At 45.0% G+C, this 13,225-nt stretch carries 10 protein-coding genes and 2 pseudogenes; 7 read left to right on the forward strand and 5 right to left on the reverse strand.

Going from position 1 to position 13,225, the window contains the following annotated elements; genetic code table 11:
- Positions 1 to 278 precede the first annotated feature (278 nt).
- From JGK36_RS15835 to JGK36_RS15850, 4 genes and pseudogenes are all read left to right on the forward strand, one after another.
- Positions 279 to 1,224, forward strand: a protein-coding gene (locus tag JGK36_RS15835) for an IS630 family transposase (RefSeq protein ID WP_293197309.1) whose coding sequence is annotated in 2 segments (ribosomal slippage) — positions 279 to 683 and positions 685 to 1,224 — 945 coding nt in all. Because the reading frame shifts where the segments join, the coding sequence is not laid out codon by codon here.
- Between the two features lie 124 nt (positions 1,225 to 1,348).
- The gene (locus JGK36_RS15840) at positions 1,349 to 2,512 is read left to right on the forward strand and encodes a transposase (protein ID WP_293182877.1); all 1,164 of its coding nucleotides are present in this window, start codon (positions 1,349 to 1,351) and stop codon (positions 2,510 to 2,512) included.
- A gap of 499 nt (positions 2,513 to 3,011) precedes the next feature.
- Positions 3,012 to 4,445 (forward strand): annotated as a pseudogene (gene gltX, locus JGK36_RS15845) (glutamate--tRNA ligase); the annotation flags it as partial.
- A 486-nt stretch (positions 4,446 to 4,931) separates the two neighbouring features.
- Complete coding sequence (locus JGK36_RS15850; protein ID WP_293182875.1) at positions 4,932 to 5,363, forward strand: CAAD domain-containing protein; 432 nt, start codon at positions 4,932 to 4,934, stop codon at positions 5,361 to 5,363.
- A 424-nt stretch (positions 5,364 to 5,787) separates the two neighbouring features.
- Here the strand turns inward: JGK36_RS15850 and JGK36_RS15855 are convergent.
- Positions 5,788 to 5,998 (reverse strand): annotated as a pseudogene (locus JGK36_RS15855) (DUF4277 domain-containing protein); the annotation flags it as partial.
- Positions 5,999 to 6,177: 179 nt separating this feature from the next.
- On the opposite strand from JGK36_RS15855, the gene JGK36_RS15860 reads away from it, so the two are divergent.
- The 3 genes from JGK36_RS15860 (at position 6,178) to JGK36_RS15870 (ending at position 9,064) form a co-directional block, all read left to right on the forward strand.
- The gene (locus tag JGK36_RS15860) at positions 6,178 to 6,378 is read left to right on the forward strand and encodes a hypothetical protein (protein WP_293182867.1); all 201 of its coding nucleotides are present in this window, start codon (positions 6,178 to 6,180) and stop codon (positions 6,376 to 6,378) included.
- A 276-nt stretch (positions 6,379 to 6,654) separates the two neighbouring features.
- Positions 6,655 to 7,971, forward strand: a complete 1,317-nt coding sequence (locus tag JGK36_RS15865; RefSeq protein WP_293191318.1) for a homoserine dehydrogenase — start codon at positions 6,655 to 6,657, stop codon at positions 7,969 to 7,971.
- A 256-nt stretch (positions 7,972 to 8,227) separates the two neighbouring features.
- Positions 8,228 to 9,064 carry a hypothetical protein gene (locus tag JGK36_RS15870; protein WP_293182863.1) on the forward strand — a complete coding sequence of 279 codons (837 nt, stop codon included), beginning with the start codon at positions 8,228 to 8,230 and terminating at the stop codon, positions 9,062 to 9,064.
- Here the strand turns inward: JGK36_RS15870 and JGK36_RS15875 are convergent.
- The 4 genes from JGK36_RS15875 to trpE form a co-directional block, all read right to left on the reverse strand.
- Positions 9,061 to 9,558 carry a hypothetical protein gene (locus tag JGK36_RS15875; protein ID WP_293197311.1) on the reverse strand — a complete coding sequence of 166 codons (498 nt, stop codon included), beginning with the start codon at positions 9,556 to 9,558 and terminating at the stop codon, positions 9,061 to 9,063. The genes JGK36_RS15870 and JGK36_RS15875 overlap by 4 nt on opposite strands.
- A 115-nt stretch (positions 9,559 to 9,673) precedes the next feature.
- Positions 9,674 to 10,240: a Uma2 family endonuclease gene (locus JGK36_RS15880; protein WP_293197313.1), complete on the reverse strand. Its 567-nt coding sequence runs from the start codon at positions 10,238 to 10,240 to the stop codon at positions 9,674 to 9,676.
- A gap of 179 nt (positions 10,241 to 10,419) precedes the next feature.
- Positions 10,420 to 11,304: a PhzF family phenazine biosynthesis protein gene (locus JGK36_RS15885; RefSeq protein WP_293182857.1), complete on the reverse strand. Its 885-nt coding sequence runs from the start codon at positions 11,302 to 11,304 to the stop codon at positions 10,420 to 10,422.
- 267 nt (positions 11,305 to 11,571) lie between these two features.
- Positions 11,572 to 13,119: an anthranilate synthase component I gene (gene trpE, locus JGK36_RS15890; RefSeq protein ID WP_293197315.1), complete on the reverse strand. Its 1,548-nt coding sequence runs from the start codon at positions 13,117 to 13,119 to the stop codon at positions 11,572 to 11,574.
- Positions 13,120 to 13,225: the final 106 nt, after the last annotated feature.

A 13,225-nucleotide genomic window follows, 5' to 3' on the forward strand; every position in this document is an offset into this window, starting at 1 on the left:
AAATTTATTTTAATGGCGATCGCACACAAACATTTTACCTGAAGACGAGCGGAAAGCCGCTGACTTCAGGCTCAGGCATGGGGATGAACGCGGCCCAGACTTGAGTCGCAAGAGAAACGATTACCAGGCTGTTTCTCGCAGTCAAATTTATAAACTAGCACGCTTATTTTATCAAAAAATGATATCATAGATTCATGTTAAGTAGGTCGGCGCAAAAAAACCGAACTATGTTAAGATAAGTAAACAAAGAGAATATATCTACTGAGGTAACTCAATATATGGGCGCTAGATTAAGGGTATTCCTGACTCAACAGCAAGACAAAACTCTCTTAAAACTGAGAACTGCGGATGTTCCACAAAAAGTCAAAGATAGAGCAGAAGTAATTAGATTAAATGCACATGGCTGGTACGTTGAAAAAATAGCTGCTCATTTTAACTGGACTCCACAAACAGTGAGAGAGGTTTTACATAAATGGTCGAATATAGGCATGGAAGGGCTTTGGGAGTTGCCTGGTCGAGGGGCAAAGCCAACGTGGAAAGAGTCAGATATAGAGTTTTTAAAAGAATGCCTCAAAAAGGAATCACGTACATATAATAGTCTTCAATTAGTCCAGAAATTAGAAAAAGAACGTTCTGTTAAACTAAGTGCAGATCGATTAAGAAGGATACTAAAAAAAAAAGTTTATTTGGAAACGAGCCAGAAAAAGTCATAAAGGAAAACAAGACCCCATAGTACAAGAAACGAAGCAATCCGACTTAGATATGTTGCAATTAGAGGCGGCGGCGGGAGGAATTGACTTAAAGTATTTAGATGAATCAGGGTTTTGTATGTGGAGTGAACCCGGTTATACTTATTACCCAATAGGTGAACAAAAACGGTTAGAACAAACCTTACGGCGTGGTCGTAGACTAAGTATTGTCGGACTTCTTCAACCTGACATCAGTTTTGTCTACGGTTTGGTAATTGGGGGTGTCGATCGAAAAGCTTATATCAAAATGATGGAGCGAGAAGCCCAAGAAGCTGCTGAGATTGGACGCCCGAGAGTAATCGTACAAGACAACGGCCCAATACACCGATGCAAAGAAGTCCAAGAGTTATGGCCGCATTGGGAAAAGCAAGGTTTATATATCTTCTTTTTGCCCAAGTATTGTTCGGAAATGAACCCGATAGAATTGGAGTGGCAACACATTAAGAAAGATGAGTTGGCTGCGACATTTGTTTGATGATGAGTTAGAACTCGCCTACGCCGTAATTCATGGAGTAGAAGTTAGAGGACAAAAGGGAAATTACACTACGCAACGTCTTAAGTTTAACTGCAATTAGGTAACTTAATGTTTTGTTACATAGATTGGTTTTTTCCCGCCTACCTACTTAACAGTAACTCACGAGTACAAACTTCGACCTAATAAACACCAAGTCGAAATATTTGAGACTTGGTTAAACGTTTGTCGTCAGGTATATAACTATGCCTTGAGAGAACGGAAGGATTGGGTAAATTCTCGCAAGTCTCCTGTTAATGCTTGTTCGATAGTTGGTGAATATATCATCTCACCAGACACACCTAGACCTACCTATGCTAGTCAGTGTAAAAATCTAGCAAGAGCTAAGAAGATTTATTCCGAATTAAAGGTTCCGCATTCGCAAGTGTTGCAGCAAACATTAAAGGTGTTAGAATCGGCATTTGTGGCAATGTGGGATCGAGGACATGGTTTTCCACGCTTTAAAAAAAGGCTGCGCTCGTTTGTGTTTCCGGCTGTCAAAGATGCAGCAGTGGAGAATGGACGGGTTAATCTGCCAAAAATTGGTTGGGTCAGGTTGAAGATGTCTAGGCCTGTACCAGAGGGTTTTCTCCTGGCGCAAATTAGAGTAGTTAAAAAGGCTTCTGGTTATTTTGTAATGCTGACTTATCGGTTAGCGGTAAATATACCGGACATTCTCCCGTCGGGACATCATCTAGGTGTGGATATCGGACTAGATAAATACTTGGCAACCTCTGATGGAGAATTGGTAAATCGACCGAGATTCTTTAATGCACTTCACCGCGAGTTGAAATTACTGCAACGAAGATTAAAGCATAAGAGAAAAGGGTCTAATAACTGGCTAAAGCTTCAAAGAAAAATTTCTCAAATTTATCAAAGAATTAGCGATACTCGAAAGGATTGGCATTATAAATTAGCTCATCGGCTGTGCGACCAAGCGTCCATGATATTTGTTGAAAATATCAATTTTAAGGCTTGGGCTAAGGGGTTGTTTGGTAAACATACTTTAGATGCAGCTTATGGTCAATTTTTTTCCATCCTGTCTCATGTGTGCTGGAAGCGTGGGGTGTATTTTGCCCAAGTAGACAAGAACTATACCAGTCAAACCTGCCCTAATTGTGGAACCTTGACTGGTAAGAAAAGCCTAGATGTCAGGGTTCATTCTTGCCCTGAATGTGGGTATAGCGGATCAAGCGAAAGATTCGCGGACGTTGTTGGGAAGAGAGCCCTCTTGGTTTCAGTGGTTATATAACCTGTCAGTCATACCTCACCTTTTTGAGAAAGGCTATATNNNNAATTTGTGGGATGGGCGGGAGAGCCCGTGCAGAAAGGACGGGCGGGACGCCCATCCCACAACAATCATCGAGCGTGTAAGTTATTAAATTTTCATTCCTAAGTGCCTTTGAGAGAAGAATCCCCCCGATTCATCGGTGGGGAGTGTCAAAAGAATTAATAATTATCGATCGCGCCGACCGCATCCCTGCCGCAGTTATTCCTGCTTTAAAAAATAGGCCCAAAGGTCAATCCAGTCTTGGGCGCCGACAATGCTAATATCGTCAAGATGCCGTCTGCTCAAAAAGCCCGAGACTTTCGCCCGATCGCTAATTAGCCTATTTATCGAGCAATTCCAGGCAAACCAACTGGCAAACACAATTTTTAAGGCGGCAACAAAATATAATAAAATTTGTAGTCACAGCCACAGCAAATCCCCCAACCAGTAAATTGCCCCCAATCTAAAAGCAAAAAGATAAATGAACGTCAGAGTCCGTCTAGCCCCCAGTCCCACCGGAAACCTCCACATCGGTACCGCCAGAACCGCCGTATTTAACTGGCTGTTTGCCCGCAACCAAGGCGGAACATTCATCCTGCGGGTAGAAGACACAGACGTAGAACGTTCTAAAAGCGAATACACCGACAACATCCTCGAAGGACTCACCTGGCTGGGTATGAACTGGGACGAAGGCCCGAGTTTTCAGTCCCAGCGTCTGGAAATCTACCGCCAAACAGTCCAAACCCTTCTCGACAAAGGACTCGCTTACCGCTGCTACACCACGTCAGCAGAACTTGACGAGATGCGGGAAGCACAAAAAGCCAACAAACAGGCCCCCCGCTACGACAACCGCCACCGCCACCTGACGGAGGAACAGCGCGCAGCTTTTGAAGCAGAAGGGCGGCAAGCTGTGATTCGGTTTATCATTGAGGACGATCGCACGATCGCGTGGAACGACATGGTGCGCGACACCGTAACCTGGAAAGGTAGCGACCTCGGCGGCGATATGGTAATCGCCCGCGCATCCAGCGGCGGCCTCATCGGCCAGCCCCTCTACAACCTCGCCGTAGTCGCCGACGACATCGACATGGCCATCACCCACGTCATCCGCGGCGAAGATCACATCGGCAATACTCCGAAACAAATATTGCTTTACGAAGCTTTGGGCGCGACAATCCCAGAATTTGCCCACACACCGCTGATTTTAAACGCGCAAGGGCAAAAACTTTCTAAACGCGACGGCGTTACCTCGATTTCTGACTTCAAAGATATGGGTTATATCCCCGAAGCTTTAGTCAATTACATGACTTTGCTGGGTTGGACTGCGCCGGATTCTACGCAAGAAATATTTACATTGTCCGAAGCTGCGGCAGTCTTTACATTCGATCGAGTCAACAAAGCCGGTGCAAAATTTGATTGGGATAAACTCAATTGGCTTAACGGTCAATACCTGCACAAGATGCCTGTGCCGCAATTGACAGATTTGCTGATACCTTATTGGCAGAAAGCCGGTTATGAGTTTGATTCTAAGGCCGATCGCCCTTGGCTCGAACAAATAGCTGCTTTAATCGGCCCGAGTCTCGTTCGCTTAACCGATGCTGTCGGTATGTGCAAGTTGTTCTTCTTGCCAACTTTGGAATACGAAGAAGAAGCACTCGCACAGTTGCAGCAATCAGGCGCTGCACAGGCTTTACAAGCAGTTCAAGAAGCTCTGGAAAGTCATCCCACCCTAATAGCAGCAGAAGCTCAGAAAATCACTAAAAAGCTCAGTAAAGAGAAAAATCTTAACAAAGGGCTGATTATGCGATCGCTCAGAGCCGCTCTGACAGGTGCAATGCACGGCCCCGACCTGATAGAATCTTGGGTAATCCTTCACCAGCGGGGGACGGCTAAAACCCGCTTGCTTGATGCCATTAGCAACTTGAATTTGCCGGCAGTTGGTGTTGCGGCCGAAACTCCTAGCCTAGAACAACCCAAAGCCGAAACTCCCGCCGAAATTTCCGAGCGGGAACAGCCAGCAGTCGAGGTTTCAACAGTCGAAACACAGGCGGTTGAACTATCAGCAGCAGAGGTTACAGCAGTCGAAACACCGACTCTTGAAACAGTCGAAACGCCTTTGGTAGAACCAGCAGCAGAGGTTACAGCAGTCGAAACACCGACTCTGGAACCAGCAGCGGAAGTTACAGCAGTCGAAACGCCGACTATTGAACCAGCAGCGGAAGTTACAGCAGTCGAAACGCCGACTATTGAACCAGCAGCGGAAGTTACAGCAGTCGAAACACCGGCTGTTTCAACAGTCGGAACGGAGGTTTCAGCAGTCGATATTTCGGCAGTTGAAACAGCCGCAGCAGCAGTTGAAATACCTGCCGCCAATCAGCAAAAAACTATTGCGAGTGGAGAAATGACTTCATCAAACGAACCAGAAACAACCGTTATCATCACCGAAATTCCTGCTGAAAATGAAGCAGACAGTTCGAGCGGTAGCACAAAAGTCATCATTACCGAAGAACCAAATCAGACACAGCAGATCAAAGAACAAATTATTTCAATTTTGTCGGAGTTTCCTGCTTACATCGGCAGCTTTTACGAGCAGTACAAAAGTCCCTTGACAGTTGTCGGTGTCATATTAGCCTCGATTGTTTCTTTGAAAGTGCTTTTGGGCATTGTAGACGAACTCAACGACATCCCCCTGCTAGCACCCACATTCGAGCTAATTGGTATCGGATACAGCGCCTGGTTTATCTACCGCTATTTGCTCCGCTCTTCCAACCGCCAACAATTAGGTCAAGAAATTCAAGCTTTGAAAGAACAAGTTTTTGGCAAAAAGTCCTAAATTTTTGTTGGTAATTTGTTGATTTTGTACCCGATACTGACAAGTTTAAATATGTTGTCAGTGTCGGGTTTTTTAATGAAGGAAGTTCGGCAACGGATTGTGTAACGGATGGAAGGTAGAAGGTAGAAGGTAGAAGGTAGAAGGTAGAAGATAGCCGTAGGGTGCGTCGAAGAAAGAAAAATCCCTCAATACAAACCCAAAATCTGACAGCGACGCACCAGCCATAGCGAGCAGACTCGTAAACAAAACAACTGTTTGTCTTGTTTGCTTAACTATCGTTTCATACCAAATTCTGGTTATTCATCCCCGTTATGAATTGTCTGGTGCGTCGCTGTTTGGGGCATGAAAACTGAATAACTTAAGCAACTTTGCTTCCCGATTTTTGTTCCAGTAAGGACGAAGGGGGGATAGTCGCCTAGGTTATTAAATTTTCATTCCTTAGATGTTCGGGCAATATTCTCTTTCCGATTAGATGTGATGTTGCTTTTCCTACTAAAAATTTATCGAATATGTATAATGGTGCACTTAAAAATCCTAATTTATTCAAAATCATTGCTTTCATGACTTGTCCTGGGTTCAGAAGTTCTTGGGTTCTTATTCCTACTATGAAAGTTGAATTCTTCTACTAATTCCATCTCGTCAATAGCACAATACCGTTTACTTAAGACCGCCCTGGGGGTAAAACCCTATGAAAAATAGATACGGAGATTGCTTCGTTCCTCTCGAAGTAGCATCTTAAGTAAACCGTATTGGTCTATAGCAATCCTAAATCATTTGTAAATTTCTTACTCCCTCCCCGAACTCGCTCTGAGGGTTGGCGTGGGGTAAAAAATTTACGACTCCTGCAAAGATTGCTATAGTAGAAGATTTAATTCGAGCAGAAGAAGCACATCTACAGCAACTCGAACAGCAAAATCAGCAACTAGAACAGCAAGTTAATGCAGAAAGGCAGCACGTAGAAAGATTGAAACAGTGGCTTCGAGAATTGGAGGTAGACCTGGATACAGCACTTTAAATTGCAATGCAAAGTCTGATGTAACGTCTGGATTAATTGGTCAGCTCTTTTCTGAAGATAGCAATCACAATCATATTGGTTCGTAGTGAGGACTTTAGTCCTCATAATTAAAGGACTAAATTCCTCACTACGAACCGTTTTTATTAGGAATGATTGATTGGACGCGATCTGATATAGAGTCTGATTTTTTAAAGAAGTCGAGCCTGTGGGTATTCTATGAATGCCTGGTTATCATACAATGATTGTAGATTAAGTGATTTTCTACGGGTCAAAGTCGTGGCTTTCAAAATTGGTTTGCTAGGTTTGGGTACGGTTGGCGCGGGAACAGCAGAGATTTTGCTCTCCCCAGATGGGCGCCATCCGCTGTTGCAGGAATTGGAAATCTATCGGGTGGGAGTGCGCGATATTTCTCGAACTCGGTCTTTACAATTGCCAGAAAATGTGCTGACAACTGACCTAGAGGCGATCGCGACTGACCCGGAAATTGATATTGTAGTAGAACTGATTGGCGGATTGGAACCGGCGCGATCGCTCATTCTGAAAGCGATCGACAACGGGAAGCACGTAGTCACCGCCAACAAAGCAGTTATCGCCCGCTACGGTAATGAAATCTTCGACGCTGCTAATGCAAAAGGCGTTTATGTAATGCTAGAAGCTGCGGTGGGCGGCGGCATTCCGGTCATTCAAACCCTCAAACAATCTTTAGGTGCAAACCGCATCAAAAGTGTCACCGGCATCGTTAACGGCACAACTAATTACATCCTGACGCGGATGCAGACAGAAGGTGCAGACTTTGCCGAAGTCCTCGCGGACGCTCAGCAATTAGGTTATGCTGAAGCTGACCCTACAGCAGATGTGGATGGATGGGATGCTGCTGATAAAATTGCTATTTTAGCTTCGTTAGCTTTTGGCGGACGCATCAATTTAGCAGATATTCACTGCGAAGGTATCAGGCAAGTTAGCGCGGCTGATATTGACTACGCCGACAAGCTGGGATTTACGATCAAATTGCTGGCTATTGCTCAAGAAACTAGCAAAATTTCCGAACATAATGGGGATGCAGAAGGGGAACTCCTCTCGATTCGGGTGCATCCTACTTTTGTGCCGAAAGCTCATCCGCTGGCTAGTGTGAACGGCGTTTACAATGCAATTTTAGTTGAAGGAGATGCGATCGGGCAATTGATGCTCTACGGGCGCGGTGCGGGGGCTGGGCCCACAGCCAGCGCGGTAGTATCCGACATTTTGAATGTGGCTGCTATCCTGAAAACCGAAACTGTGCCGATTCCCCATCCTTTGCTGAGTTGCACTCACCAACACTACTGCAAAATAGCAGAAATGCAGGAACTTGTGACTCGCTTTTACGCGCGTTTTCTGACGCGGGATACTCCGGGGGTAATTGGCAAACTTGGCACTTGTTTCGGCAACCACCAAGTTAGTTTGGAGTCCATTGTGCAGACGGGAATTCACGGCGATTTAGCAGAAATTGTTGTCGTGACTCACGATGTTCGGGAAGGTAATTTCCAACAAGCACTCGATGAAATTCGCGCGATGGAAGCAGTCGATAGTATTGCGAGCACGTTGCGAGTTTTGTAAGAATTGCACAAGGTTATACCAATTTTTTATGAGGTTGCATAGAATCCGATCCCCCCTAGCCCCCCTTAATAAGGGGGGGACAAGATTCCGATCAAAGTCCCCCTTCTTAAGGGGGATTTAGGGGGATCGAGATATGTGCAACTTCACATTAAATTGGTATTAGTAGTGAGGACTTTAGTCATTCTTTTCCTGAGGACTAAAGTCCTCACTACGAACCTTTTTTAGATTGTTTTTAATTTAGTATGGATCAATAAAATTGGATTTTGTCGATCGCCCTACAGGAAGGCACTTGCTAGATTCCCTCTACGAAAAGTTTGCCAAACCCCAACTCCACGATACTGAGGATCCCAGCAATCCGTCAATTTATGTTCGGCACGCAGAGGGGCAAGTTGTTGATGGAAATTATACCATAGAAAAAGTGTTTGAAGACTCGCGCACTGGTTTTTATGCTGAAAGTCGCCTTCCGGTTTCTGGGAATAATCCGCCCGTGCTCGTGATTCGCGGATACGGTTCGTGGTATCCTTTCGATCGCGTTTTGGAAGATACACCCGATGTATTTATGGCCAAAGTACAACGCCAGTTAAAAGCGGCGGAAACTGTAGGCGCTATAGATTGGCTTAAACAGCAATTTCGCAGCGGAAATCCGGCGGATGTCATCGGAGAAAGTTTGGGCGGCAAAGTTGCTCAGCAAATTGTAGCAAAATACCCGGATTATATTCGATCGACTGTAACGTTTAATTCTTTGGGCGTTGCGGAAAAGTTAGCTGAAACTTGCACCGCTAACAATGTTTTTCACTACTTTACTTTAGGCGAAAGGTATGCTTTCTGGGCAAATGGAGGCGATTACATACCGGGAACGATTTTTGTGATTTCCCAAAAAGGGAAAAACTGGTGGTATAAAATCGAAGAGGCGATCGTCCGAATGGCCCGTTTTGAAGGCAAGTTTCGCAAAAGGCGAGTCCTGGTGGTAATGTTGGCTCAGTGGCTGTTGTTAAATCGGCATAATGCGATCGTCCTCAACAAGAAAAAGCCGGTAGTCGTTGAGATCGATCGCGCGCAACTGCAAATTTTCCGAAAAAGCCGCTTCACCTAAACCCCTACCAAAGCCTTCGATGCGCCCGGTGACTGATTTTCCCGCGCTGCGACGGCGAGTACCAGACAAAGCGCTGCGATCGCTTTTTCCCACTCTTCCTTGACGGCGGTGGGTTGAACCCCATCAAAGGCGCTAACTAACCGAGGAATCGATCGATCTAATGCAAGTCTTGGAATCGATTTGTGCATCTCAACTAAATCAGTTAAACTCTCTTGATTCTTCAGAAAACCGACTACCCATTTTGTAGCATGATCTGGACTATCTGGGACATTTTTAATTCCCAATTCAGTTTGCAACCAATCATAAAAAGCTGGGAGTTTTTGGGATAATATAGCCCCAGCAGCAGGCAAACTTTCTTTAAGCAAAGCAGTATCCAGACTTCCCAAGATTTGATTGAATTCCGGTGAATCCAGCAAGCTGGTTAATGGAAGTGCAAGCAGGGCTTCGGAAGCATCAGAGGATAAATTTAAAGTGCGCGAAAATGTTGATAGCATTGGAAAGTCTCTCAGAAAGATGATGCTTTCACTATGCCAGTAACGCAGAGCAATGAATATGAGCTACCTCATATTAACCCATTTTGATTAGGAATAATTAAATTGAACCCATTTTTTACGCTAGCAACTCATCGACGGCAATACTAAAACCTGGCAAAACTATTTGAGTGCTGACGACTTCACCTATGGTAAATAAAAGTCTCTGCTGTTGAGTGACAACAACAATCCACTGACTCTCAGGAAGTACCAGCCATATTTCTTGACAGCCCGATTGCAGGTATTCATTGGTTTTGGCAAATACTTCTTCCGCTTTATCAGTAGGAGAAATAATTTCAGCAATCAACGGAAAACTTTGAGGAAGTATGGTAAAATCATTAAATTGGGCGACTAATTCTGGTGTCAAGTAGGAAACATCAGGACAGCGACCTCTCCCTACTGTACGGCAACCTGTTTCTGTGTAAACTTCTCCACCTTGTCCGCTGGAAATTGCGTAATTTCCCCAGTAGCGGGATAGCCGAGATTGAATCCGACCAGTTTTTGCTGTCATGCCGTTTTTTTCTACTAATTCTCCATCGATCCATTCTGTGCTGTCAGGCGGGTTTTCCATCCATTCTTCTAGGGAAATTCTGGGAGATTCAATAACTTGAATTTCCCTGGATTCGATGAGTGAACTTACCATCATGTGAGTCAATCCTTCTATATGTGTACTATCTCACAATTTGAGCGGAATATTAAGTTTTCTAGAGTGAAGACCGGGGCGGGTTTATAATAAAATAGGTTTGTAGTGAGGACTTTAGTCCGCAACAAATAAGGACTAAAGTCCTCACTACGAACCTATATAGGAAGCTATATTTGAATGTTTTAAACAAATTCTCCTTTCGCCACCATCACCACTTTACCTCCCACCAAAACTTCTATTTCTTCCTGATTTTTTTGAGCTTTCAACAACAGCAACGAAGGTCTACCAATTTCATAACCCTGTTCGACTCTCACATCAATCTTTGATTCCCCGCAATAAGTATATTCTACCAAATATCCAGCCAAACAGCCATTGGCACTCCCCGTCGCCGGATCTTCGGGAATTCCTAAGGAATGGGCGAAAACTCGGACGTTTAAATCATTAATGTCGCTGTAAGTTTCTGGGCAGAATATCAAAATTTCTTTGGCTTCTGTGGTATTAATTAATTCAAAATATTTATCTAAGTTGACTTGAGCTTTTTTGACGGCTGCGAGGGTTTTTAACGGGACAATTATAAACGGTACTCCGGTAGAAACTTCTTGAATTGGGAAGTTTGTCTCAATCTCATCGGGTTGTAAATTTAGGACGCTGGCGAGAGTTTCGGTTGGCAAAACTTGACCGAATGTTGGTGGGTTTTGTCGCATCCACAAAATATCTGCGGATTCGTTGCGATAATTAAAGGTGACTGGAATTTGACCCACGGCTAAATTGAGAATTACTCGATCGACCTTTTGGCCAATTATCTGTTGTTGTAGCACAAACGCCGTCCCCAGCGTCGGATGACCGGCAAACGGTAATTCCTTCTTGGGCGTGAAGATACGCACGTCATAGCCGCCGTTTTCCGGCTGGTTTGATGGAATAAACGTGGTTTCCGAATAATTGATTTCCTTCGCTATCAGCAGCATTTCGGCCTCTGAGAGTTCCGCAACTCCCGCGCCACAAAAGACAGCTAGTTGATTGCCAGCATATTTTGACTCGGCAAACACGTCAACGATATAAAAATTCATATTTCCCTCCTTTAAGATTAGAAGACCGGGCGATTGAAATCGCGTCTATACAGACAAAACCCGCCTCCGCTTTCCCTCTTTTAAGATTAGAAGACCGGGCGATTGAAATCGCGTCTATACAGACAAAACCCGCCTCCGCGGGTTGAATACCAGACGGTTAAAATTACGTTATCTTCTCTTTGTCCGCGGAGGCGGACATTGTTTGTGTAGACGCGATTTCAATCGCCGACTCTTATCGACATCGACAAGATTTTTGACCCAGACTCGCTACTTCAAACAGCGAATAGCCTGCAACATACCCCGGGCTTTATTGAGAGTTTCTTCATACTCCATATCCGGGTTAGAATCGGCCACCAAACCAGCACCGGCTTGCACAGAAACCGAATGTTTGTCACCGCCCTGCGATTGAACAACCATAGTGCGAATTGTAATCGCACTATTCAACTGTCCCTCAAAATCATAAAACCCGTAAACCCCAGAATACGGGCCGCGACGGCAACCTTCCAACTCGTGCACAATTTCCATCGCCCGAATCTTCGGAGCACCGCTAACCGTACCAGCAGGAAAACCAGCTTTCAACAAATCCCAAGCTGTCTTATCTTCAGCCAATTCTCCGATTACATTGCTCACAATGTGCATCACATGAGAATAACGCTCAATTTTCATTAATTCGTCAACTTTTACAGTACCGCTGCGGCAAACTCTGCCTAAATCGTTTCTGCCCAAATCAACTAACATCACGTGTTCCGCAATTTCCTTCGGATCTTGCAGTAATTCAGCAGCCAAAGCATCGTCTTGTTGAGGAGTTTGACCCCGGCGGCGCGTACCGGCAATCGGCCGCAAAGTTGCAATCTTTTTGCCGTCAGCCGTATTTTCTGCCTTCACCATCACTTCTGGACTGGAACCGATAATCTGCCAATCTCCAAAATTGAAATATGCCATGTACGGAGAAGGATTGATCAGGCGCAAAGAGCGGTAAAGTGCAAAAGGATCGCCCGTGTATTCTGCTTCCAGCCGCTGCGAAATCACTACCTGAAAAATATCTCCCGCTTTGATATAATCCTTGGCTTTCAATACATTTTCACAATACTTGTCGCGGGTGGTATTGCTGCTGTAAGCTAATTCTGTATTTTCAGTTGTGGAACTTGCATCTTGCCCGTAACTCGGCGGAGTCCATTCTAGGAGAGTAGATTGTTGTGAAAGTGGCGATTTCAGTTTATCAACTAACTGAGAAACCCGATCGCACGCTGCCCCATAGGCCTCGGCCAAATCAACGCCTGTCTCGCGCAAATCCGCATAGGCGACGGCCCAAATTTTCCGTTTCACCTGGTCGAAAATCAGCAAATTATCCACCTGCATCCACAACCCATCCGGCAAATCATTCTCGCCCGCCGGATGCACTGGAACTCGCGGTTCAATCCACTTAATTAACTCGTAACCCCAAAAACCAAACAATCCGCCAATTCCCGGCGGTAACTGCGGCAATTTCACTGGTTTGTAAGGCTGCAAACACTCGGTTAAAGCCTCAAACGGATCGCCCGTAAATACTTTTTCGGAACCGTCGCGGTAAACTTGAGTTGTGCGATCGCCCCTAGCCTCCAAAATCCACAGCGGATCGCACCCTAACAAACTATAACGCCCGAGTTTTTCCCCACCTTCCACCGACTCCAGCAGAAAACTGTAAGGTTGACCGGCGCAAACCCGATACCACGCAGACACAGGCGTATCCAAATCAGCCACCCATTCTTGATATACGGGTACAAAATTGCCTTGTTTCGCCAGTTCCGAAAATTGTGAGAAATCGGGAAATATCATATATAGCAGTTGACAGTTGACAGTTGACAGTTGACAGTTGACAGTTGACAGGAATCAAATTGGAGAGCGATCGCTTGGGGATCTCAGGGGTCTCTTCATGAGGTGC

Source organism: Microcoleus sp. PH2017_35_SFW_U_B (genome assembly GCF_020737865.1).
Lineage (GTDB): Bacteria > Cyanobacteriota > Cyanobacteriia > Cyanobacteriales > Microcoleaceae > Microcoleus.